We start from the raw sequence: 21528 nt of genomic DNA on the forward strand, positions 1-21528 counted from the left end.
GAACGTCATCCTACTGCCCCAGACGTTCGAGCAGGATGGGAACATGCACCTGGTCGGATTTGTAGTTGCCGGTCAGCATGTACATCATGATGTTGACGCCGGCGCGCAGCGCGTAGACCCGCTGCATCGGATCGTTCGGTACGGTCGGCAGCAGCGGATCGCCATTCTCGTCAACCGCCCAGGCGCCGGCGAAATCATTGGCGGTGATCATGATCGGCGATACGCCGTCGCCGGTGCGCACCGGTCGGTTGTCGGCATTGCTGGCATCGAGCGATGCCTCGACCCAGAGCGGGCTGCCGGCAAAGCGGCCGGGAAACTCGGGCAGGATGAAGAAGGATTTGGTCAGCACATGGTCCGACGGCACCGGCTCCAGTGGCGGCACGTTCAAGTTGCCGAGGATGTCGCGCAGCCGCTCGGTCGCCGGGCTGGTGGAATCGGCACCGATGCCGTTGGCGAACTGGTCGCGGGTGTCGAACAGCACGGTGCCGCCCTGCTGCATATAGGCGTCGATGCGGGCGATCGCGGCCTGGCTCGGCATCGGTGCCGCCGGATCGATCGGCCAGTAAATCAGGGGATAGAAGGACAGTTCGTCCTTCGAGATATCGACGCCGGCCGGCGCCCCCGGCTCCAAGGCGGTCTTCTCGATCAGGAAGCGGGTCAGACCCTCGAGCCCGGCGCGGCTGATCGAATCGACACCCGGGACGCCTGTCAGCACATAGGCGATGCGGGTTTTCGAAATCGCCTCGATAGCGACCTGATCGCCCGGCTTGGCATCGTCGGCGCGCGCGACATCGGCATGGCCGAACAGTGCGCCAAGCGCGATCAGCACGGCGGCTGTGGTCGCGGCCGCACCGGCACGGCGCGGCCGGCGCGAAAACAGGCCGCCCATCCACAACACCGCCAGCGTGTCGAGCAGCATCAGCAGCAGAGCCGCCGCGACCAGCGTGCCCTTCAGGTTGCGCGATTCATCGAAGGCGTACTGGACGGTGGTAACAGGCACCGTCACTTGCGGGCGCGCCAGCGGGGCAAAGGTGCTTGAGGCGTCGAGCAGATTGTGGGCGAAGACGCCGGTCTCCGAGCCGTAGAGGCCAGGCGGGTTCTCGAAGGTGACCGGCAGTGGTCCTGCGCCCGGCACCAGCGGCCGTGCATCCGGTGTCGGCGGCACCAGCGAGCCGTCTGCCGCGATCATCCGATAGGGCGCCAGCGACGTGGCGGCGGCTTCGGCATTGGCGATCGCCGCGCCCTGGTTGCGCGACAATTGCACGATGCGGCGCAGCATCTCCACGAAACTGCCCGATATGGGCAGGTTCGACCACGTCGCCTCGGGCGTGACATGGAACAGCACCAGCGTGCCCTTGCCCTTCTTCAGCCCGGTCACCAGCGGCGTGCCGTCGGCAAGAGCCGCCCAGGTGCGCTCGACGATGTCGGGTGTCGGTTCGGCCAGCACCTGCCTGGTCACCGTGACCTCGGTCGGCGGCGCCAGGTCGGCGAAGGGGCCGGCCTTGGGAAATTCGGTGACCGGCTGCGGCGAGGTCCATGACAACGCGCCGCCGAGCGAACGCTCGCCGGTGCGCAGGCGGACCGGCAGCAAATCGTCGTCATTGCCGGCGGCGGCCAGCCGCGAGCCGGCGAAACGAACGAGCGTGCCGCCATTGTCGACCCAGTCGACCAGTCTTTGCCGGACCTGTGCGGGAATGGTGCCGATATCGGCCATGACGATCATCGCCGGCTTCTGGTCGAGGATCTGCGGGATGGCGTCGGCGAGATCGGCGCTGGAGGGCTCGACCAGATCGGCGAAGGGCTGCAGCGCGCGCCTGATATAGTAGAGCGGCGACAGAAGCGGCTGCGCCTGGTCGGCCTCGGCTTGCGACAACAGCCCGACGCGGCGGCGTTTGGAGCTTTCGTCGAGCACACGCACGGCACCCGCATGCCGTTCGCCATCGAGCGCAATCGAGGCGAAGTCGTTGCGCAATTCGAACGGCACCGCCATGGTGCCGGTGGCCGTGGCTTCGCCCGGCGCGAAGGTCAGGATCGCATCGGCGATGCGGCGGCCCTTGTCGTCGAATGCGCCGGCGGTGACCTGCGCCGGGGCGGGATCGCCGGGCGCGCGGATGGCGGTCAAACCAAAGCCATCAACCTGGTTTTCGGCTGATGTCAGGCCAGTCAGCGACAGCCGGTCGGCCACCGCCCAGACGATGCGGGCGGCATTTTTCGACAACAGCGTGTTGAAGGCGGCCTCGTCGCCCTTTGCCCCCAGGCCATCGGCCAGCACGGCGACGCTGGCGCCTGGCAAGGTTTCCAGCATGCCGGCGACACGGGCATAGACGGCGGGCCGGTCGGTGGGGATCGGCCGCGGCTTGGCGGCGCGCAGCCGGTCGAGCGCGGCGGCGGCATCGAAGGGGCCTATCTCCGCATTGGGCTTTTCGGCGGTGAAGGCGATGATGACAGGCACGCCGTTCGAGCCGGCGTCCTTGATCAGCCGCTCGGCGGTGGCGACGCGCTTGTTCCAGTCGGCGGCACTCGCCCAATCATTGTCGATGACCAGGGCAAGCGCGGCACCCTCGGCCGGCAACTTTTCGCGCGGGTTGAACACCGGTTCGGCCAATGCCGCGACGACGAGGGCGGCCATCAGAAGCCTGAGCAGCGTCAGCCACCAGGGGCTGCGCTGCGGGGTTTCCTCACGCCTCAGCACACGGGCCAGGATCTTCAGCGGCGGGAACACCTCGGTCTGCGGCTTGGGCGGCGTCAGCCTCAGCAGCCACCAGATCACCGGCAGCGCCAGCAGGCCCCACAGCACCATCGGAGCGCCGAAGGAGAGCGGCAGCCAGCTCATGCGACCGCCTTTCCAGGCTGATCGCCCTTGGCGATCGGCCTGGGCTGATCGCCGGCAATGATACCGGCATGCCCGCCATCGGCGGTCATCGCCATGTGCAGGCGCACCAGCGCGTCGGACGCGAGCCGGTCGGTGTGGTTGACGGTAAAGCTCCAGCCAAGCCGCTTGCACCAGCCGGCCAGCTCCTGGCGGCGAGCGGTGTAGAGCAGGCGGTATTCATCGGCCAGCATCTCGGCGCGGCCGGCGGTCAGCTTGTCGCCGGTCTCGGGATCGGTGAACTCGGTGCGGCCGGCATAGGGGAAGGTTTCCTCAGCCGGGTCGGCGACCTCGATCAGATGGGCGCGCACACCATGGCGGGCGAGCACGTCGAGCCAGGCCATGGTTTCCTCGACGGGGTCGAGGAAATCGCTGGCGATGACGATGTCGCAGAAGCGCCTGATGTTGGAGAGATCGGGTTTTGCCGGCAGTTCGCCGGCATGCATGAGCTGGGCGGCGATGCGCTCGGCGCCGTTGCGGGCGGTGAATGGATCGGTCAGATCAGGCCAGGCGATGCGTTCGCCGCTGCGTGACAAAAGCTCGGCCATGGCCAAGGTCAGCACCAGCGCGCGCGATTGCTTGGAAACGCCGGCTCCCGTCGATTTGTAGAGCATGGACGGCGAGGGGTCGGCCCACAGCCAGACGGTGTGGGCGGCTTCCCATTCACGGTCGCGCACATAGGTGTGGTCGTCGCGGGCCGAGCGGCGCCAGTCGATGCGCGAGGCGTCGCCTTCGACATAGGGCCGGAACTGCCAGAAATTCTCGCCGATGCCGCGCTTGCGGCGGCCATGCCAGCCGGCGATCACGGTGTTGACGATACGGCGTGCCTCGACCAGCAGGTCGGGAACCAGCGAAGCCCGCAACCGGCCTCGGGCGAGCGCATCGCGCGTCGCTGCCGGGGCCTGGACTTCGCCGATACGCGCCATCAAATGCCTTTCACAAGCTTCGCCACCACGTCGCGCACGCTGGTGCCCTCCGCGCGGGCGGCGAAAGTCAGCGCCATGCGATGCTGCAGCACCGGTTCGGCCAGCGCCCTGACATCGTCGACCGAAGGCGCCAGGCGTCCGTCGTAGAGCGCGCGGGCCCTCGTGCACAGCATCAGCGCCTGGCTGGCGCGCGGGCCCGGGCCCCAGGCGACATGCTTGTCCGTGTCGGCATTGCCCTGGCCCGGACGCGCCGAGCGCACCAGGGTAAGGATCGCCTCGACGACGCTTTCGGGTACCGGCATGCGGCGGATCAGTGTCTGGATCTCCTTCAGCCGCGCCGGCTGCAGCACGTTCTGGGCTTTCGCGTCCTCGACGCCGGTGGTTTCCAGCAGGATGCGGCGCTCGGCCTCGATTTCGGGGTACAAGATGTCGACCTGCATCAGGAAGCGGTCGAGCTGGGCTTCGGGCAGCGGATAGGTGCCTTCCTGCTCCAGCGGGTTCTGCGTCGCCAGCACATGGAAGGGGGAAGGCAGGTCGTAGCGTGCGCCGGCAATGGTGACATGATATTCCTGCATCGCCTGCAGCAGCGCCGACTGCGTGCGCGGCGAGGCGCGGTTGATCTCGTCGGCCATCAGCAACTGGGCGAAGATCGGCCCGGAAATGAAGCGGAACGAGCGCTTGCCAGTTTCGTCCTGCTCCATGACCTCGGAGCCGAGGATGTCGGACGGCATCAGGTCGGGCGTGAACTGGATGCGGCGCGAATCGAGCCCCAGCACGACGCCCAACGTCTCCACCAGCTTGGTCTTGGCGAGGCCCGGCACACCGACCAGAAGCGCATGGCCGCCGGCCAGCAGCGCCACCAGCGTACGCTCGACGACGTTCTCCTGGCCGAAGATCACCCGGCCAACCCCGTCGCGGATCCTGGAGATGTCGGCAAGCGCCTTCTCGGCCTCGGCGACCATGTCCGTTTCGCTGATCGGGCTTTCCTTGACCATCACGCTCATGCCGCATCGATCCCTTTGGTTGGAAATGCCATGGTTTGGAAATGCTGGCCCGCACCATACCATAGGCTGCCGCGATTCGGCCTCGCGGAGCGCCTATGGTTGAACTTAAATCACAGACTTAGGCTGACAAGCGGAACAACAGTGACTATTTCGTGACGATGAGCGAACACCACGAACATCGCCAACAAAGCCTTACGCAGGCCACCGAGGCTCGGGGCCTCGAGGCGCTGATCTCGCGCGCTGCCCGCGCAGGCAAGGGCGCGGCGCCGGTCGAGCGCTGGAATCCCGACTTTTGCGGCGATCTCGACATGGAGATCAAGGCCGACGGCACTTGGTTCTACCTGGGCACGCCGATCGGCCGCATGCCGCTGGTGCAGCTTTTCTCCTCCGTGCTGCGCAAGGACGCCGACGGCAGGACCTATCTGGTGACGCCGGTGGAAAAAGTCGGCATCCGCGTCGCCGATGCGCCTTTCGTCGCCGTCGAGATGGATGTTTCGGGCGAAGGCGAGGATCAGGTCATCACCTTCCGCACCAATGTCGGCGACGTGATCGAGGCCGGACTGGAGCGGCCGCTGCGCTTCGTCGACGAGAACGGGACCGGCGGGTTGAAGCCGTATCTGCTGGTACGCGGCAGGCTGGAGGCGCTTGTGGCGCGGCCGGTCATGTACGAACTGGTCGGGCATGGCGAGGAGATCGAAATCGACGGCAGGACGATGTTTTCGGTGCGCTCCAAGAACGCCGTGTTTCCGATCATGCCGGCCGATCAGTTGAAGCGGTTGAGCGCATGATGGACCAGGTATCGCCGGCGCCGTTTTCATCAGCGGATTTTCGCGCGCGCTTCGCCGCGCAGCCGGAGGCGCATGCCGGCGGCGACTATGGCGATCACCGCTTCAATCCCGGCCATCCGCGCCTCAACCCTGGCAAGCCGCTGCGCAACGCCGCGGTGCTGATCCCGGTGGTCGACCATGACGGCGAGGCGACGGTTCTGCTGACCAAACGGGCCGAAAAACTCCGCAATCATTCCGGGCAAGTGGCTTTCCCGGGCGGCACGATCGATGCGACCGACGCAAGCCCGGAAGCGGCGGCGCTGCGCGAGACCTTCGAGGAGATCGGCCTTGGCCAGGATCGCATCGAGATCATCGGCCGGATGCCCGATTACGTCGCCGGCAGCGGCTACCGCATCGCGCCGGTGCTAGGCATCGTGCGGCCACATTTCCAGCTGACCCTGAACGCGGATGAGGTCGACGCTGCCTTCGAAGTGCCGCTGCGCTTCCTGATGGACGCGGCCAACCACAAGCGCGACAGCCGCATCTGGAACGATCTCGAATGGTTCTTCTACGACATGCCCTATGGCGACCGGCGCATCTGGGGTGTCACCGCCGGGATCATCCGCACACTGTATGAAAGGCTCTATGCGTGAGTGTTTCGATCGCGGGCAGGGCGGACTGGCTCTTCGACAAGCATCTGCAGCGCCTGCTTGGCGCGCTCACCGAAGGCGGTGAAGAGGCGCGCATCGCCGGCGGCGCCGTACGCAACGTGCTGATGGGCCAGCCTGTCACCGACATCGACATAGCAACCTCTTGCCTGCCGCGGGAAACCATTCGCCGCGCCGAGGCGGAAGGTTTCAAAGCGGTGCCGACCGGTATCGAGCATGGCACCATCACGGTGGTCGCCGATGGCAAACCTTATGAAATCACCACCTTGCGCGCCGATGTCGAGACCGATGGCCGTCGCGCCAAGGTGTCGTTCGGGCGCGACTGGAAGCTCGACGCCGAGCGGCGCGACTTCACCATCAACGCGCTCTATGCGGAGGCCGACGGCAGCGTTGTCGACCTTGTCGGTGGCATCGCCGACATCGAGGCGCGCCGGCTGCGCTTCATCGGCGACCCGGAGGCACGCATCCGCGAGGATTATCTGCGCATCCTGCGCTTCTTCCGCTTCTTCGCCTGGTATGGCGAAGGCCGGCCCGACGCCGAGGGGCTGAAGGCCTGCGCCCGGTTGAAGGAAGGCCTCGCCCAACTCTCGGCGGAGCGCATCTGGTCCGAACTGAAAAAGCTTTTGTCCGCACCCGATCCCTCACGGGCGCTGCTCTGGATGCGGCAGGCCGGTGTCTTGACCGCCGCGCTGCCGGAAAGCGAGAAATGGGGCATCGATGCGATCCACGGATTGACCAGAGCCGAGAAGGATCTGGGCTGGACAGCGGATCCGATGCTGCGGCTGGAGGCGATGGTGCCGCCGGATGCGGCGCGCATGAAGACGCTTGCGGAGCGGCTGAAATTTTCGACCGCTGAAGCGGATCGCCTGCGCCATTGGTCGATAGCAACCCCGGTCGAACCGAAGACGACCGAGGGCGAATTGGCGAAACGGCTCTATCGCGGCGACCGCCAAGGATTTGTCGACCGCCTGCGGCTTTCGCTTGCGGCGGCGCGGGTGCGGGCCGTCGAAGACAATGAAGCGCTGCTCGAAGCCGGCGGCTTTTCGCGCCTGCTTTCCTTTGCGCTCAAATGGAAAAGGCCCGAGTTTCCGCTGCGAGGCGCCGATCTGACCGCGCTCGGCGCAACCCCGGGGCCGAAGCTCGGCGAGATCCTCAAGAACCTGGAAGCGGAATGGATCGATGCGAGTTTCACGCCCGATCGCGACGCACTGATCAAGCGCGCCGCGGAGGCACTTGAAGGCTGATGAGGATCATGCCGCGTCGCGGACCTTCTCAATTCGGGAGCGGATAGCCTCGATCATCGTCTCGCGGATGGTCGTTTCGCCATGTGTCTCACGCATATGCTCGACGGCACGGCGCATCACTTCGGCCTCCTCGCCGGCACGAGTATGCCACTCACAGCCGGGAACCAGCGACCCGCAGTGAAATTCCTTCATCGGATTTCTCCTTTTCCTCCGTGGAGCCTGCGAGGCTCCGGTACTTTTTTGGCTCATGATCCGACTTTTCCGATCATGGGCGGGGGTGAGAACCATAACACAGATGGTGTGATATTGGTTGCGGTCAACGGTGAAAGGGCGGAGCAGCGCTGCTCCGCCCTCTTACGCTAGCCCGGCGGGCAGGCCGTCACTTCACGATCTTGACTGCCTCGGCAACTTTGTCCTTGCCGCTCATGTCCCACGAAATTCTGACCTTCTCGCCGACCTTCAGGCCAGGATCCTTGAAGGTTTGGGGAAGCGTAAAAGACGATCCATTGTCGAGAACCAGGCTCTTGGCCGTCGCATCGAAGCTCTTGACCGTTCCGGTGGTGTGCTTGACGGCGGCGAACGCCACCGAACCGGAAGCAAGAAAGGCAGCCGCGGCAGCGGAAACAATGATCTTTCTCATGCTGATATACTCCTGGGAAAGCGGCCATCCTTTGACGAAGATGATCCGCATCGTCTTCGGGCCGTCCGGTCGCGTCGAGTCGCGGTTCGCCTGTTCCGATGCAATTCCGAAGGGAAAACCGCATTTTCCTGGAATTGCCCTCAGGCAAACCACCGGCGCTTCCCGACCCGAATGCGATAAATAACCCAGCTTTTTCATATGGATATTAGACGAAAAAGATATTCATTGCGTCACATTCCGCGCCCAGATTCGAACAATGGGACATCAATGCGGCCTCACATCGCGCTCACAATTTTTTTATGGCCAGCGCACCTCCGGCGGCAGGCTGGACAGGATCGAGGCGACATTGCCGCCGGTCTTGAGCCCGAAGATGGTGCCGCGATCGTGAAGAAGGTTGAATTCGACATAGCGGCCGCGGCGAACGAGCTGTTCGTCGCGGTCGCCATCGGTCCAGTTCTCGTTGAAGTTGGCGCGCACGAGGTGGCCGTAGACCACGAGAAAAGAGCGCCCGACATCCTGGACGAAGTTGAAATTGGCATTCCAGCCGCCCTTCTCTTCTTCCGGATGCAGGTAGTCGAAGAAGATGCCGCCGGTGCCGCGCGGCTCGTTGCGGTGCGGCAGGAAGAAGTACTCGTCGCACCAAGCCTTGAATTTCGGATAGTCGGCGACGGCGGCATTCTTCTCGCAAGCGAATTGCATGGCACGCTGAAAGGCTATCGTGTCGGGATCATCCTGGGTGCGGCGGCGGTCGAGCACCGGCGTCAGGTCGGCGCCGCCGCCGAACCACTGGCGCGAGGTCACCACCATGCGGGTGTTCATATGCACGGCCGGAACGTTGGGGTTCCAGGGGTGCGCGATCAGTGAAATGCCCGATGCCCAGAAGCGCGGGTCTTCCTCGGCGCCTGGCATCTGCTTCCTGAACTCGGGCGAGAACTCGCCATGAACAGTCGAAGTGTGGACGCCGACCTTCTCGAAGACGCGGCCGTGCATCATCGACATGGTGCCGCCACCGCCCTTGCCGTGATCGCGCTCCCAGGGCGTCTTTTCGAAACGGCCCGGTGACCACGAAGCCAGCGGCCCGCCGAGATCCTGCTCGATCTGCTCGAAAGCGCCGCAGATGCGCTCGCGCAGCGCCTCGAACCAAAGCCGGGCCTTCATCTTCTTTTCTTCGATGTCGGCAGGCAGCCCCGCCGGTATTTCAGGTCGTTCCAAGTGCCGTCTCCGGTTGCGGGGCGGTGAGTCGACAAAAGACTCGTCTTTTCCGGGCGCGATCCCTAATCTCTTAAGGGATAGGGTCAAGTCACTTTGGTTTCGCGCATGATCCTTTCCGAAACCCGATTCCGATTTCGGGGTCATGCGCCAGGTGCAAGGAGTTGTTTCGTGCGCACCCCGGCAAGACCGCCGCTGGATGGCCTGAAGAAAAGGCTCGATCAAAGCCGGGCAGAGCGCGCACGCATGCCGCGCGACGGTTTTTTGCGCGAGACCTTCGTGCTGCCGCGCTCGGACGCCCGTCTCAAGGCCAAGGAATGGTTCGAGCGCTTCCCCAAGCAGGCCTACTGGACCGAGATCGAAAGCTGGTTCGAACGCCCGGGCGATCTGATCGAGTTCACGATAAGGCGGCTGCCAGCCGCGGATTAGCGCTCGACCAGCAGGCGCCTCGCGCCCGTTCCCTCCCTTGCCAGCCGATCCCCCTTATTGCGAAGCGGGCATTTGTCGATCGACATGCAGCCGCAGCCAATGCAGTCGGTCAAGCCGTCGCGCAGCTTCCTTAGCTGGCTGATTTTCTGGTCGAGGCTATCGCGCCAAGCCGTTGAAAGCAGATTCCAATCCTCGCGCGTCGGCGTGCGGCCTTCAGGTAATGATTCAAGCGCGGCACCGATTTCCGCGAGCGAGATGCCGACCTCCTGGGCAATCCGGATTATGGCCACCCGGCGCAGCACGTCACGGCCGTAGCGCCGCTGGTTGCCTGCCGTGCGATGGCTGCGGATCAGACCGCGCGCTTCGTAGAAATGCAGTGCCGACACAGCCACGCCGCTACGCGCGGCCACCTGGCCGACCGTCAATTCCGTTACCGGCGCCATTTTCGCACTTTCCGCTTGACCTCAAGTTAAGTTGAGCTTGTAGCCAAGAAAGCCTGACTGTGCAAACCAAAGGAGAAGGCGGATGTGCGCCTGGGCAAAAATCACCGCTGACGGCGCTGCCGGCGATCCCCTATCGGAGTTGCCGGACGGCTTCGCCCGCCACCATGGCGACGGAAAGGGCGACGTTGATGCTGCGCGCGCCGGGCTGCATCGGGATGGTCAGCCGCGCATCCGCCGCCTGATGGACTGGATCCGGCACCCCCGCGGATTCGCGGCCGAACAGGAGGATGTCGCGGTCGGTGAAGCTGAAGTCGGTGTAGGGGATCGTAGCCTTGGTCGACAGCAGCACCATGCGATCCGCGCGGGCCTTGCGCCACTCCTCGAAGGCGTCCCAGTCGACATGCCGGGTCAGGGCAGCCATTTCGAGGTAGTCCATGCCGGCGCGCTTGAGCGCTTTGTCGGAGAGCGGAAAGCCGGCCGGCTCAATGATGTCGACGCCGAGGCCGAGGCAAGCGGCGAAGCGCAGGATTGTCCCGGTATTGCCGGCAATGTCAGGCTGGTAGAGCGCGATGCGGAGACCAGGGTTCACTTCCGCGTCCTTCTAATAAGTGGCAGATCGGCCACAGCAGCTTCCTGGTTTTGGAAATTCCTGGACCTGCGGGTGGCCATTTTTTTCGAAGTCGGGTATATGACCGGCATTGTCAACCCGAACCGATGGAGGGGTAATTCATGATGGCCATGTACATCCAGCGCCCCACCTGTGGGCTTATTTGCGCCCTGGCGGTTTCGGTACGACGTTTCTCCTGATCTTTTAGACACTTCCGCACCGATTTCCGCCGAAACCATACCCTGGTCTTCGAAGGAAACCGCGATGTTTTTCAAGCTGCCGAAGGGGCCGATGGCCCCGTCCCAACGCGTTCCGACTGATCCGCCGCCGATCCCGCGGCACGACGTCGATCATCCTTTTTATCTCTATTTCAACACGGAGGACGGACCGATGTTCGATCCCTATAGAATACCCGGCTCGAGGAGCCTGCATATCCACCGGCTGCCGACCTGGGCGCTGTTGATCGGTGACACCTATTCGTCGGCGGTTCATGCCGAAGTACGCCGGCGTCCACATCGCGGCATGCTGCCGGATGTCGATTTCTCGCGCGCGGTACCCGATCCGAGCCGTCCGTCGCTGGTGCGCCGGATCATCCGGCTGATCCGGCCAGGCGCGAAAAACCGGACTGGTGGCGCCATGTCGTCAGGATCGACAAAGGTGGCTGTCGGCGAAAAGCCGGCGAACCCCTATATAGCGCGAAGCAGGGCCGACGCTCCGGATGATTCCGGAGCGTCGGCCCTCGATGCCATGCGGTCCGAGGACTTCGTACGCCGCCAAGCCGCGTAAGCGGAAAACAGATCTCACAGGCGTGACCTATGTTGTTGTTTAGCTGGTTTGAAAGAAAGCTCGATCCGTTCCCGGCCGCGGAACCGGTCGAGCCGCCCAAGACGCTTGTTGCCTTCTGCCTGCATTATACGCGCGGGGCATGGCCCTATATTCTTGTCGATGCGGTGCTGGTCGCGGCCATCGCCATCGCGGAAGTGTGGATGTTCGGCTTCCTCGGCCGCATCGTCGACTGGCTGTCGGGGCAGAACCGCGAAACCTTCCTGCAGACGGAGGGCTGGAAACTCGCCGGCATGGCCTTCATCGTATTGTTTGCGCTGCCCGGCACGGTCTGGCTGCATTCCCTGCTCAACCAGCAGACGCTGATGGGCAATTACCCCATGCGCATCCGCTGGCAGGTGCACCGCTACCTGCTCAAGCAATCGATGAGCTTCTACCAGGACGAGTTCGCCGGCCGCATCGCCACCAAGCTGATGCAGACCGCGCTTGCCGTGCGCGAATGCGTCATCAAGGTGATCGACGTCCTGAACTACGTCGTCGTCTATTTCCTCGGCATGCTGTTGATCGTCGGTTCGGCCGACTGGCGGCTGGCCGCGCCGCTCGGCGTCTGGATGGTCGGCTACATCCTGCTGCTGCGCTTCTTCATCCCGCGCCTGGGCAAGGTCGGCGAGGAGCAGGCCAATGCGCGCTCGACCATGACCGGTCGCGTCGTCGACAGCTACACCAACATCCAGACGGTCAAGCTGTTTTCCCATTCACGCCGCGAGGCCGCCTTCGCCAGGGAAGGCATGATGGGCTTCCTCGACACGGTCTACCGGTCGATGCGGCTGGTGACACTGCTGTTCGGCTCGCTCTACATACTGAACGCGCTGCTGCTGTTCTCGGTCACCGCCATCTCGCTGTGGCTGTGGATGGGGCAAGTGGTGACGATCGGTGCGGTCGCGGTGGTCATCGGCCTGGTGCTCCGGATGTGGGGCATGTCGCAGTGGATCATGTGGGAAATGTCGAGCCTGTTCGAGAATATCGGCACGGTGCAGGACGGCATTGCCTCGATTTCGTTGCCGCGCCTTGTCGAGGACAGGCCGGATGCCAAGGAGATCATCGTTTCCAAAGGCGATATCCGCTTCGAGGATATCCGCTTCCATTACGGCAAGCAGAAGGGCGTCATCGAAAACCTGTCGCTGGCGGTGAAGCCGGGCGAGAAGGTCGGCATTGTCGGCCGCTCGGGCGCCGGCAAGTCGACGCTGGTCAATCTCCTCTTGCGCTTCTACGACTTGGAAAGCGGCCGGATCCTGATCGACGGCCAGGAGATCGCCGGCATGAAACAGGATTCGCTGCGCGCCCAGATCGGGATGGTCACGCAGGACACCTCGCTGCTGCATCGTTCGGTGCGCGAGAACATCCTCTATGGCCGGCCCGATGCCACCGACGAGATGCTGCTCGAGGCGGCGCGGCGAGCCGAGGCGATGGATTTCATATCAGGACTTTCGGATCATCATGGACGCAAGGGGTTCGACGCCTATGTGGGCGACCGCGGCGTCAAACTGTCCGGCGGTCAGCGGCAACGCATCGCCATTGCTCGCGTTATGTTGAAGGACGCGCCCATACTTATCCTTGACGAGGCGACGTCGGCGCTCGATTCCGAGGCGGAAGCCGCCATCCAGGAGAACCTCTACAAGCTCATGCAAGGCAAGACCGTCATCGCCATCGCGCACCGGCTGTCAACCATCGCGGCGATGGACAGGCTCGTCGTGATGGACCAGGGTCGCGTCATCGAGGAGGGCTCGCACGAGGAACTGGTCGCCAGAGGCGGGCTCTACGCGCAGCTCTGGCAGCGCCAGTCGGGTGGGTTCCTGCTCGATGACGTCCCAGTCGAAGCCGCCAATGACGCAATAGCAAAGGGGCAAGCCGCAGAATGATGGCCGCCGCATGATGACAGCCGTCTACCGCTGGTTCGAGACCTGGGTCTACCCGTTCAGGGAGCCGGCGAATCTTCGGCCACCGGCCAGCGTTACGGGCTTCCTCTGGCACTATGTCGGGCAAGCGAAGTTCGCCTTCTTCGCCATGCTGGTCATCGGCGGCATCGCGCCGCTCGTCGAGGCCGGGCTGTTCTATTTCGTCGGACGGCTGGTCGATATTCTCGACCAATTGCCCGGCGAACGGAGCTGGCACGCGCTGTGGACCGCCGCCGGACCCGAACTGGTGTTCATGGTCGCGGTGGTGCTGATCATCCGCACCGTGGTCGTCGCCTTGTCGGCGCTGGTCGACGAACAGACGATCACGCCCGGCTTCTACAATCTGGTGCGCTGGCAGGCGCACCGGCACGTCTCGCGCCAGTCCTACGCCTTCTTCCAGAACGATTTTGCCGGCCGCATCGCGACGAAAGTCTGGCAGGCCGGGCAGGCAACGGGCGACCTGATGGAAAGTTTCATCGAGGTCGTCTGGTTCATGGTCGTCTATACGGCGACGACGCTGGCGCTGGTCGCCGGGCTTGACCTCAGGCTGGCGGCACTCGTGGTGGTCTGGATCACCGCCTTCGGCTTTCTGGCGAAGCGCTATTTGCCGGCAATCCGCAAGCACGCCGAAGCGACGGCGGAGGCGGGCTCCATGATCAATGGCCGCATTGTCGATTCCTACTCCAACGTGCAGACGCTGAAACTGTTCGCGGCCGACGGCGACGATCGCTACATCAGGAACGGCTTCGACATCTATCTCGACGCATTGCGGCCCTTCACCCGCCGCTTGACCGGCGTGCGCATGGCGCTGACGACGCTGTCGGGCATCATGATCACGGCGATCGGCTGCTTTGCCGTTTATCTCTGGGTCGAGGGCTCGATCACGGTCGGGGCGGTCGCCTTTACGCTCAGCCTGGTGCTGCGGCTCAACATGCTGCTCGGCCGGTTGATGATGCAGATGAACGGCATCTTGCGGAATCTCGGCGTGCTGGAGAACTCCAAGGCGCTGATCTCGCAGCCGCTCGGCCTGACCGATGCACCGGACGCCGGGGAACTGGTCGTGGCGGGTGGGCGCATCGACGTGAAAAATGTCGAGTTCCACTACGGCAAGGGGTTTGGGGTGCTGAACGGCATCGACCTTGTCGTCAAGCCGGGCGAGAAGGTCGGGCTGGTCGGGCCTTCGGGCGCCGGCAAGACGACGCTGGCGAACCTTATCCTGCGCCTCTACGATCTCGAAAGCGGCCAGATCACCATCGACGGCCAGGACGTCTCTGGTGTAACGCAGGATTCGCTGCGCGCCAATATCGGCGTCGTCAGCCAGGACACGGCCCTGTTCCACCGTTCGCTGCGTGACAACATCAAGCTCGGCATGCCCGACGCAACCGATGCGCAGGTCATCGCGGCGGCGAAAAAAGCCGAGGCCCATGAATTCATCCTGACCTTGCGCGACAACAGGGACCGCCAGGGCTACGAAGCCTTTGTCGGCGAGCGCGGCGTGAAACTGTCGGGCGGCCAGCGCCAGCGCGTGGCGATCGCCCGCGTCTTCCTCAAGGACGCGCCGGTCCTGATCCTCGACGAGGCGACGTCGGCGCTCGATTCCGACATCGAGGCGGCGATCCAGGAGAATCTGACGCGGCTGATGGAGAACAAGACCGTGATCGCGATTGCCCACCGGCTGTCGACGATCGCGGCACTTGACCGCCTGGTGGTGCTCGACGGCGGCCGCATCGTCGAGCAAGGCACACATGACGAACTGGTGGCGCTCGACGGGCTTTATGCCCGGCTGTGGAAGCGCCAGTCCGGCGGGTTCCTCTATCACGAGGAAAGCGTGCTGGAAGAGACGCGGCCGGCGGAGTAGGCGCGTGGGTGGATCGGCAGAGCTCAGTCCGGAGATCGGCCCAGAGATCGGCTACACGCTCAAGCGTTTGCGGCCAACCGTGGCGGCCTTCGACACGCTGAAGGAAGAGAGCCGGCTGGAAGGCTACTGGATGCTGGTGCGTCTGGGCGATGGCTGGGCAAGCGGCCGCAACAAGTTCCTGAAGCGGGGCGAGGCGCTGTTCGGAGCCTGGCATGGCGCCGAACTCGCCGGTGTCTGCGGGCTGAACATCGATCCCTATTTCGAGGGCAGGGACCACGGCCGGGTCCGCCACCTGTTCGTCAGCGCGCGTCACCGTCGCGCCGGCCTTGGCCGAACGCTGGTCGAGATCGTGATCGACCGAGCCCGCCAGTATTTCACCGTGTTGAACACCCGCGCGCCGCCAGAAGCCTTCGCTTTCTATGAACGGCTTGGTTTTCAGCCCGTGGAGGGTGAAGAATTCGTCACCCATCGCATGGTGTTCAGGAAAGGGAACTGAAATGTCCTTGCGTCCGCCATCCCATCTTGCCGGCACGTCGGCCGCCGACGCGGCCTTCGACGCGCTTGGCCATGAAATCCTGGCAGAGAAGGCGGCGGCGCTCGGGCGGGCCGGCCAGCGCGTGGAAGAAACCTTGGCGCGGTTGCGCGATAACGGGGACGATGAGTTGCGCCCCCGTCTGCTCAAGGAGGCTGCCGTGGCCGTTCACGCCTATTTCATCCAGCGCGAACTGTGCGGCCTTCGCAAGCATGACGCCGTGATCCGCGAATACAATATCCCCAGGGCGGTTCTAGTGAGGCTGGGCGCCGCGTAAAATCAGTTTTTAGGAATCACTCCAGCCATTCGGTGATGAAGCTGCCGTTTTCGTGAATGTCGGTCGTTTCCAGTGGACCGGGACCGAGATTGGTGAATTTGTGCGGCGTGTTGGGCGGCACGATCAGGATCTGCCCCGCCGAAGCCTCGATTTCCTGGTCACCGACCGTGAAGAGGCCGGTTCCCTGGCGGATGATGAAGATCTCCGCATAGGGATGGGCGTGCAGCCGCGGGCCGCCGCCGACGTCGGGCAGGTGATTGAAGATCAGGCAGGAGTTTGAGCCGTAGGCACCGCACTGCAGTTCGCCCTTCCAGTGGTCGGAACGAACAGCCCATTGCTCGCGATCGATGACGTGCGCCATGCGAAGGAGGATAGATCACACCGGCGCCCTGTGTCGAGGCAAGCTGGAGCCTTGGATTTTGCTGATATTTCCCGGTTGTTTAGCCGCCTTTTGCAGCCATTCGCCGTCCCGCCGGACACTGGGGGATTTTGTCCCCGCGACAATCTGCCCTTGTGCCTTCACCCGTCTGGACAAAAACGGGCTTCACGCATAAACCGAAGTCCAAATGCCGGAGGAATTCGCTAGCCTGTTCGCCATGCGCTGTCGGGTTGGCGTGATTGAGCGGGGAACAAGGCTCGGCCACCGGCGCGGAAGAGGCGAAAGGATCAGGCACCCGTGAGCGCAACCGACATCCACGATCCCAATCGTCGAGATTTTCTCTACGTCGCCACCGGCATGGCCGCCGTGGTTGGCGCCGGTGCCGTGGCCTGGCCGTTCATCGACCAGATGCGCCCTGATGCCTCGACGCTGGCGCTCGCTTCGGTCGAGGTCGATGTCTCCTCGCTGGCGCCTGGCAGCTCGCTGATCGTCAAGTGGCGCGGCAAGCCGGTCGTGGTGCGCAACCGGACCGAGAAGGAAATGAAGGACGGCGAGGCCGTCAGCCTCTCCGATCTCAAGGATCCGATCGCCCGCAACGCCAATTTGCCGTCCGATGCGCCGGCGACCGACGCCAACCGCACCACGCCCGGCAAGGAGGCCTGGATGGTGATGGTTCAGGTCTGCACCCATCTGGGCTGCATCCCGCTCGGCCAGGAAGGCGATTTCGGCGGCTGGTTCTGCCCGTGCCACGGTTCGCAATACGACACGGCCGGCCGCATCCGCAAAGGCCCGGCGCCGGAGAACATGGCGATTCCGGTATTCAAATTCGTTTCCGACACCAAACTCCTTATCGGTTGAGGCAGGGGATATTTCGATGAGCGAGGGACACTCGACCTACACGCCGAAGACCGGTATCGAACGCTGGTTCGACGCCCGCATGCCGCTGCCCAGGATGGTCTATGACAGCTTCATCGCCTATCCGGTGCCGCGCAACCTGAACTATATGTGGACCTTCGGCGGCATTCTGGCGATCATGCTGGTGGCGCAGATCCTGACCGGCATCGTGCTGGCCATGCACTATACGGCCGACACCAATCTCGCCTTCGGTTCGGTCGAAAAGATCATGCGCGACGTGAATTCCGGATGGCTGCTGCGCTACATGCACGCCAACGGCGCCTCGTTCTTCTTCATCGCCGTCTACCTGCATATCTTCCGCGGTCTTTATTACGGCTCCTACAAGGCGCCGCGCGAGCTGCTGTGGATCCTCGGCTGCATCATCTACCTGCTGATGATGGCGACCGGCTTCATGGGCTATGTGCTGCCATGGGGGCAGATGAGCTTCTGGGGCGCCACTGTCATCACCGGCTTCTTCAGCGCCATTCCGCTGGTTGGCGACTGGATCCAGCAGCTCCTGCTCGGCGGCTTCGCCGTCGACAATCCGACGCTGAACCGCTTCTTCGCGCTGCATTACCTGCTGCCGTTCATGATTGCCGGCGTCGTCGTGCTGCATGTCTGGGCGCTGCACGTCGTCGGCCAGTCGAACCCGACCGGCATCGAGGTCAAGTCGAAGACAGATACCGTGGCCTTCACGCCCTACGCGACCATCAAGGACGCGTTCGGCATGATCGTGTTCCTGTTCGTCTTCGCCTACTTCGTCTTCTACCTGCCGAACTATCTCGGCCATCCGGACAACTACACGGTCGCCAACCCGCTTAAGACGCCGGCCCATATCGTCCCGGAATGGTACTTCCTGCCGTTCTACGCAATCCTGCGCGCCATCACGTTCAACATCGGGCCGATCAATTCCAAGCTCGGCGGCGTGCTGTGCATGTTCGGCGCCATCGTCATGCTGTTCCTGGTGCCGTGGCTCGACACCTCCAAGGTGCGCTCGGCGGTCTACCGGCCCTGGTACAAGCTGTTTTTCTGGCTGTTCGTGGCCGATGCTATCCTGCTGGGCTGGCTGGGCTCGCAGCCGGCGGAAGGCAGCTATGTGTTCATGGCGCAGATGGCGACGCTGTTCTACTTCGCCTTCTTCCTGATCGCGCTGCCGGTGCTCGGCTTGATCGAGACACCCCGCAGGCTGCCGAACTCGATCACCGAGGCGGTGCTCGAAAAGAACAAGGGTGGCAGCGGGCATCCGGCGGGCGCCACGGCAGCGCCTGAGACCAAGGGCTGAGCGGTAGAGAATCTAAGGGGATTTGGCATGAAAAAGATTCTCACCTCGCTTGCGCTGGTCGGCCTCGTGGCCGCCGGCACCGGAGTTGCAGGCACTTGGGCGTTCGCGGCCGAAGAGGCGCACAACGCGGCGGCACCGACGCATTTCCCGATCAACGAGCCGAAGGAAATGAGCTGGAGCTTCACCGGCCCGTTCGGCACCTATGACAAGGCGCAGTTGCAGCGCGGGCTGAAGGTCTACAAGGAAGTCTGCTCGGCCTGCCATTCGATGAACCTGGTGGCGTTCCGCACGCTTTCGGACCTCGGTTACAGCGACGCGCAGATCAAGACGCTGTCAGCCGAATACACCATCCATGATGGCCCCAACGATGCCGGCGACATGTTCGACCGTCCCGGCAAGCCGTCCGACCATTTCCCGGCCCCATTCGCCAATGAGGAAGCCGCCGCTGCCTCCAATGGCGGTGCGGCGCCGCCGGATATGTCGTTGCTGGCCAAGGCGCGCGGCGTCGAGCGCGGCTTCCCGCAGTTCGTCTTCGATATCTTCACCCAGTATGATGCCGGTGGTCCCGACTACATCCATTCGCTCTTGACCGGCTACGACCAGACCCCGCCCGCCGGCATGATCATCCCCGAAGGCACACACTACAACCCGTACTTCATGTCCGGCGTGTCGCTGAAGATGCCCAAGCCGCTCTCCGACGGCCAGGTCACCTATGACGACGGTTCGCCGCAGACCATCGACCAGTATTCCCGCGACGTGGCTGCCTTCCTGACATGGGCTGCCGAGCCGCACATGGAAGACCGCAAGAAGATGGGCTTCCGCGTGCTGGTATTCCTGCTTCTGTTCGGCGCTCTGGTCTACCTGACCAAGCGCAAGGTGTGGGAAGCCGTCGCGCACTAGGCCTGTTGATCTTCAGGTGAGGCCGGTCTGCAAACGATGGCTTCCGGTGCTCACGTACTTCAAGTACGCTCCGCTCCGGTTCTCGGAAACCATCGTTTTCGATTCGGCCTGACCTGAATCTCAAAGGCCCTGGGCCGTTCAGTGTACAACATGGGGCGCCGCGAGGTGCCCTTTCTGCTTTTTGAGTGGATTGCGCCTCCACGTCTCGGCGGTGTCACATGGCCGTCACCACACATCGCGATCCTGCGGCGCTCTCATCAAAGGATCACGCCCATGAAAAGATACGCATCGCTTGCGGCAGGCCTGCTGCTGCTCGTCGTTGGTTCCGCGGCCCGCGCCGAAGACGCAAAACCATTCATCACCAACAAGGATGTCGACCTGACGATGATCCTGCCGCCGCCGCCGGCCAATGATTCGGCTGAGACCAAGGCCGAGCTTGGCGAAGTGCTGACCATGCAGGTCACGCGCACACCCGAGATGGAAGCCCGCGCCATCGCCGACGCCGAGGAAAACGTCTGGCGTTTCGCCGATGTCATGGGGCCGAATTTCAACAAGGACAAGCTGCCGAAATTCAGCGCCTTCTTCGATCGCGTGGTGGAGACCGAAGGCGCCGTCGTCGATCCGGCCAAGGATGTCTGGAAGCGCCCGCGTCCGCACCAGCTCAGCGATCTCGTCAAGCCGGTGGTCAAGCTGTCGAGCTCCGGTTCCTGGCCGTCCGGCCATGCGACCGTCGGCACGATGATGGGCATCATCCTGTCCGACATGGTTCCGGAAAGGCGTGCTGAGATCATGGCGCGCGCGGCTGAGTTCGCCCACAACCGCATCGTTGGCGGCATCCACTATCCGTCCGACGTCGAGATGGGCAAGATTTCCGGCAGCGTCATTGCCGCCGTCCTGCTCAACCGGGATGACTTCAAGGCCGAGTACGATGTGGCCAGGGCGGAGCTTCGTTCCGATCTCGGCATGTAGGATTTGGCCGATAGCCATCCGTTCGAGCGGGGCGCCTTCGGGCGCCCCTTTTTCGTGGCTGCGCCCAACAGGAGGAAAATCGCCTGGCTCCCAGCCCGTAGTCAATTCCTTTGCCGGATGCGCTTGTCTCGGTCGCCACATCGCGCTAGCCGTTGTCGGTCGCGCCGGGTTACGATCGGCCCCGCGCCGTTTCACTTTGTCAGCCGGATCATTCGGAGCCGCTTCATGAAACCTTCTCTCGAAGACACGCTGCTGGCCTCGATCCGTACCATCCCGGACTATCCCAAGCCCGGCATCCTGTTTCGCGACATCACCACGCTGCTCGGCAATGCGCGCGCCTTCCGCCGCGCCATCGACGAGCTGGTGCATCCCTATGCCGGGCAGAAGATCGACAAGATCGCCGGCATCGAAGCGCGCGGCTTCATCCTGGGCGGCGCCGTTGCTCACCAGCTCTCGGCCGGCTTCGTGCCGATCCGCAAGAAGGGCAAGCTGCCTTATGAGACCGTGCGCGTCGCCTACAGCCTGGAATACGGGCTGGACGAGATGGAGATGCACAAGGACGGCGTCGCGCCCGGCGAGAAGGTGATCCTGGTCGACGATCTGATCGCCACCGGCGGCACGGCTGAAGCGGCGGTCAAGCTGCTGCGCCAGATCGGCGCCGACATTCTCGCCGCCTGTTTCGTCATCGACCTGCCGGATTTGGGCGGGCGCGCCAAGCTCGAAGCGCTCGGCGTGCCGGTGCGAACGCTGATCGGGTTCGAGGGGGTTTGAGACCGGTTTGCCGAAGGCAAATTGAAAGGTCCAGTGGACCTTTCAAAGATCTCGAACGCCCGGAGCGATAGCGAAGGGCAGGGAGGCAACACGATAACCAGCGCGGGTGCCGCCCTCATCCG

At 63.8% G+C, this 21528-nt stretch carries 23 protein-coding genes; 14 read left to right on the forward strand and 9 right to left on the reverse strand.

From position 1 onward, the window contains the following. Nucleotides 1–10: 10 nt before the first annotated feature. From FJW04_RS08965 to FJW04_RS08975, 3 genes are read right to left on the reverse strand one after another with little or no spacing between them, the layout of a single operon-like run. The gene (locus FJW04_RS08965) at nucleotides 11–2833 is read right to left on the reverse strand and encodes a DUF4159 domain-containing protein (RefSeq protein ID WP_140713612.1); all 2823 of its coding nucleotides are present in this window, start codon (nucleotides 2831–2833) and stop codon (nucleotides 11–13) included. Continuing rightward, on the reverse strand, nucleotides 2830–3795 hold the full coding sequence (locus FJW04_RS08970) for a DUF58 domain-containing protein (protein WP_015316056.1): 966 nt from the start codon (nucleotides 3793–3795) through the stop codon (nucleotides 2830–2832). The genes FJW04_RS08965 and FJW04_RS08970 overlap by 4 nt, the downstream gene beginning before the upstream one ends. After that, on the reverse strand, nucleotides 3795–4799 hold the full coding sequence (locus FJW04_RS08975; RefSeq protein ID WP_023770308.1) for a MoxR family ATPase: 1005 nt from the start codon (nucleotides 4797–4799) through the stop codon (nucleotides 3795–3797). The genes FJW04_RS08970 and FJW04_RS08975 overlap by 1 nt, the downstream gene beginning before the upstream one ends. 158 nt (nucleotides 4800–4957) lie before the next feature. Here FJW04_RS08975 and FJW04_RS08980 point away from each other — a divergent pair, with 158 nt between their 5' ends. Genes FJW04_RS08980 through FJW04_RS08990 form a run of 3 tightly spaced genes read left to right on the forward strand, consistent with a single transcriptional unit; the run spans nucleotide 4958 to nucleotide 7478 of the window. After that, complete coding sequence (locus tag FJW04_RS08980; protein WP_140713614.1) at nucleotides 4958–5587, forward strand: DUF1285 domain-containing protein; 630 nt, start codon at nucleotides 4958–4960, stop codon at nucleotides 5585–5587. Beyond that, the gene (locus FJW04_RS08985) at nucleotides 5587–6219 is read left to right on the forward strand and encodes a CoA pyrophosphatase (protein ID WP_140617851.1); all 633 of its coding nucleotides are present in this window, start codon (nucleotides 5587–5589) and stop codon (nucleotides 6217–6219) included. Before FJW04_RS08980 ends, FJW04_RS08985 begins: the two co-directional genes overlap by 1 nt. Continuing rightward, the gene (locus FJW04_RS08990; protein ID WP_140713616.1) at nucleotides 6216–7478 is read left to right on the forward strand and encodes a CCA tRNA nucleotidyltransferase; all 1263 of its coding nucleotides are present in this window, start codon (nucleotides 6216–6218) and stop codon (nucleotides 7476–7478) included. The genes FJW04_RS08985 and FJW04_RS08990 overlap by 4 nt, the downstream gene beginning before the upstream one ends. A 6-nt stretch (nucleotides 7479–7484) precedes the next feature. Here FJW04_RS08990 and FJW04_RS08995 read toward each other — a convergent pair whose 3' ends face one another. The 3 genes from FJW04_RS08995 to hemF form a co-directional block, all read right to left on the reverse strand. Beyond that, nucleotides 7485–7670, reverse strand: a complete 186-nt coding sequence (locus FJW04_RS08995) for a DUF1059 domain-containing protein (protein WP_015316061.1) — start codon at nucleotides 7668–7670, stop codon at nucleotides 7485–7487. A gap of 187 nt (nucleotides 7671–7857) precedes the next feature. Further along, the gene (locus FJW04_RS30235) at nucleotides 7858–8316 is read right to left on the reverse strand and encodes a DUF1344 domain-containing protein (protein WP_246673765.1); all 459 of its coding nucleotides are present in this window, start codon (nucleotides 8314–8316) and stop codon (nucleotides 7858–7860) included. A 99-nt stretch (nucleotides 8317–8415) separates the two neighbouring features. Then, nucleotides 8416–9330: an oxygen-dependent coproporphyrinogen oxidase gene (gene hemF, locus FJW04_RS09005; RefSeq protein ID WP_140617679.1), complete on the reverse strand. Its 915-nt coding sequence runs from the start codon at nucleotides 9328–9330 to the stop codon at nucleotides 8416–8418. Between the two features lie 168 nt (nucleotides 9331–9498). On the opposite strand from hemF, the gene FJW04_RS09010 reads away from it, so the two are divergent. Continuing rightward, a complete protein-coding gene (locus tag FJW04_RS09010) occupies nucleotides 9499–9756 on the forward strand; it encodes a hypothetical protein (RefSeq protein ID WP_023770299.1) in 258 nt (85 codons plus the stop codon). On the opposite strand, the gene soxR is transcribed toward FJW04_RS09010, so the two are convergent. After that, complete coding sequence (gene soxR, locus FJW04_RS09015) at nucleotides 9753–10199, reverse strand: redox-sensitive transcriptional activator SoxR (protein ID WP_140713619.1); 447 nt, start codon at nucleotides 10197–10199, stop codon at nucleotides 9753–9755. The genes FJW04_RS09010 and soxR overlap by 4 nt on opposite strands. Before the next feature lie 130 nt (nucleotides 10200–10329). After that, nucleotides 10330–10788, reverse strand: coding sequence for a tRNA (cytidine(34)-2'-O)-methyltransferase (locus FJW04_RS09020; RefSeq protein ID WP_140713621.1), 459 nt, complete (start codon nucleotides 10786–10788; stop codon nucleotides 10330–10332). 282 nt (nucleotides 10789–11070) lie between these two features. On the opposite strand from FJW04_RS09020, the gene FJW04_RS09025 reads away from it, so the two are divergent. From FJW04_RS09025 to FJW04_RS09045, 5 genes are read left to right on the forward strand one after another with little or no spacing between them, the layout of a single operon-like run. Beyond that, nucleotides 11071–11592, forward strand: a complete 522-nt coding sequence (locus FJW04_RS09025) for a hypothetical protein (protein ID WP_181166335.1) — start codon at nucleotides 11071–11073, stop codon at nucleotides 11590–11592. A 29-nt stretch (nucleotides 11593–11621) separates the two neighbouring features. Further along, nucleotides 11622–13508 (forward strand): ABC transporter ATP-binding protein, encoded by a 1887-nt coding sequence (locus FJW04_RS09030; RefSeq protein WP_140617682.1) that lies wholly within the window; start codon nucleotides 11622–11624, stop codon nucleotides 13506–13508. A gap of 10 nt (nucleotides 13509–13518) precedes the next feature. Then, nucleotides 13519–15402 (forward strand): ABC transporter ATP-binding protein, encoded by a 1884-nt coding sequence (locus FJW04_RS09035; RefSeq protein WP_140713623.1) that lies wholly within the window; start codon nucleotides 13519–13521, stop codon nucleotides 15400–15402. 4 nt (nucleotides 15403–15406) lie between these two features. Continuing rightward, entirely contained in the window at nucleotides 15407–15898 is a 492-nt protein-coding gene (locus tag FJW04_RS09040) for a GNAT family N-acetyltransferase (RefSeq protein WP_224592852.1), read from the forward strand. Between the two features lies 1 nt (nucleotide 15899). After that, nucleotides 15900–16211, forward strand: coding sequence for a DUF6665 family protein (locus FJW04_RS09045; protein WP_015316071.1), 312 nt, complete (start codon nucleotides 15900–15902; stop codon nucleotides 16209–16211). A 16-nt stretch (nucleotides 16212–16227) separates the two neighbouring features. On the opposite strand, the gene FJW04_RS09050 is transcribed toward FJW04_RS09045, so the two are convergent. Beyond that, nucleotides 16228–16572 (reverse strand): cupin domain-containing protein, encoded by a 345-nt coding sequence (locus FJW04_RS09050; protein ID WP_140617686.1) that lies wholly within the window; start codon nucleotides 16570–16572, stop codon nucleotides 16228–16230. 315 nt (nucleotides 16573–16887) lie between these two features. On the opposite strand from FJW04_RS09050, the gene petA reads away from it, so the two are divergent. From petA to FJW04_RS09075, 5 genes are all read left to right on the forward strand, one after another. After that, entirely contained in the window at nucleotides 16888–17448 is a 561-nt protein-coding gene (gene petA, locus FJW04_RS09055; RefSeq protein ID WP_140617687.1) for a ubiquinol-cytochrome c reductase iron-sulfur subunit, read from the forward strand. 16 nt (nucleotides 17449–17464) lie between these two features. Then, complete coding sequence (locus tag FJW04_RS09060; protein WP_015316074.1) at nucleotides 17465–18766, forward strand: cytochrome b N-terminal domain-containing protein; 1302 nt, start codon at nucleotides 17465–17467, stop codon at nucleotides 18764–18766. 27 nt (nucleotides 18767–18793) lie between these two features. Continuing rightward, nucleotides 18794–19666 (forward strand): cytochrome c1, encoded by an 873-nt coding sequence (locus FJW04_RS09065; protein ID WP_140713625.1) that lies wholly within the window; start codon nucleotides 18794–18796, stop codon nucleotides 19664–19666. Between the two features lie 273 nt (nucleotides 19667–19939). After that, nucleotides 19940–20635, forward strand: a complete 696-nt coding sequence (locus FJW04_RS09070; RefSeq protein WP_015316076.1) for a phosphatase PAP2 family protein — start codon at nucleotides 19940–19942, stop codon at nucleotides 20633–20635. Between the two features lie 225 nt (nucleotides 20636–20860). Further along, nucleotides 20861–21406: an adenine phosphoribosyltransferase gene (locus FJW04_RS09075; RefSeq protein ID WP_015316077.1), complete on the forward strand. Its 546-nt coding sequence runs from the start codon at nucleotides 20861–20863 to the stop codon at nucleotides 21404–21406. Nucleotides 21407–21528: the final 122 nt, after the last annotated feature.

Origin of the sequence: Mesorhizobium sp. B2-7-3, assembly GCF_006440715.1 — a bacterium.
Classification (GTDB): domain Bacteria; phylum Pseudomonadota; class Alphaproteobacteria; order Rhizobiales; family Rhizobiaceae; genus Mesorhizobium; species Mesorhizobium australicum.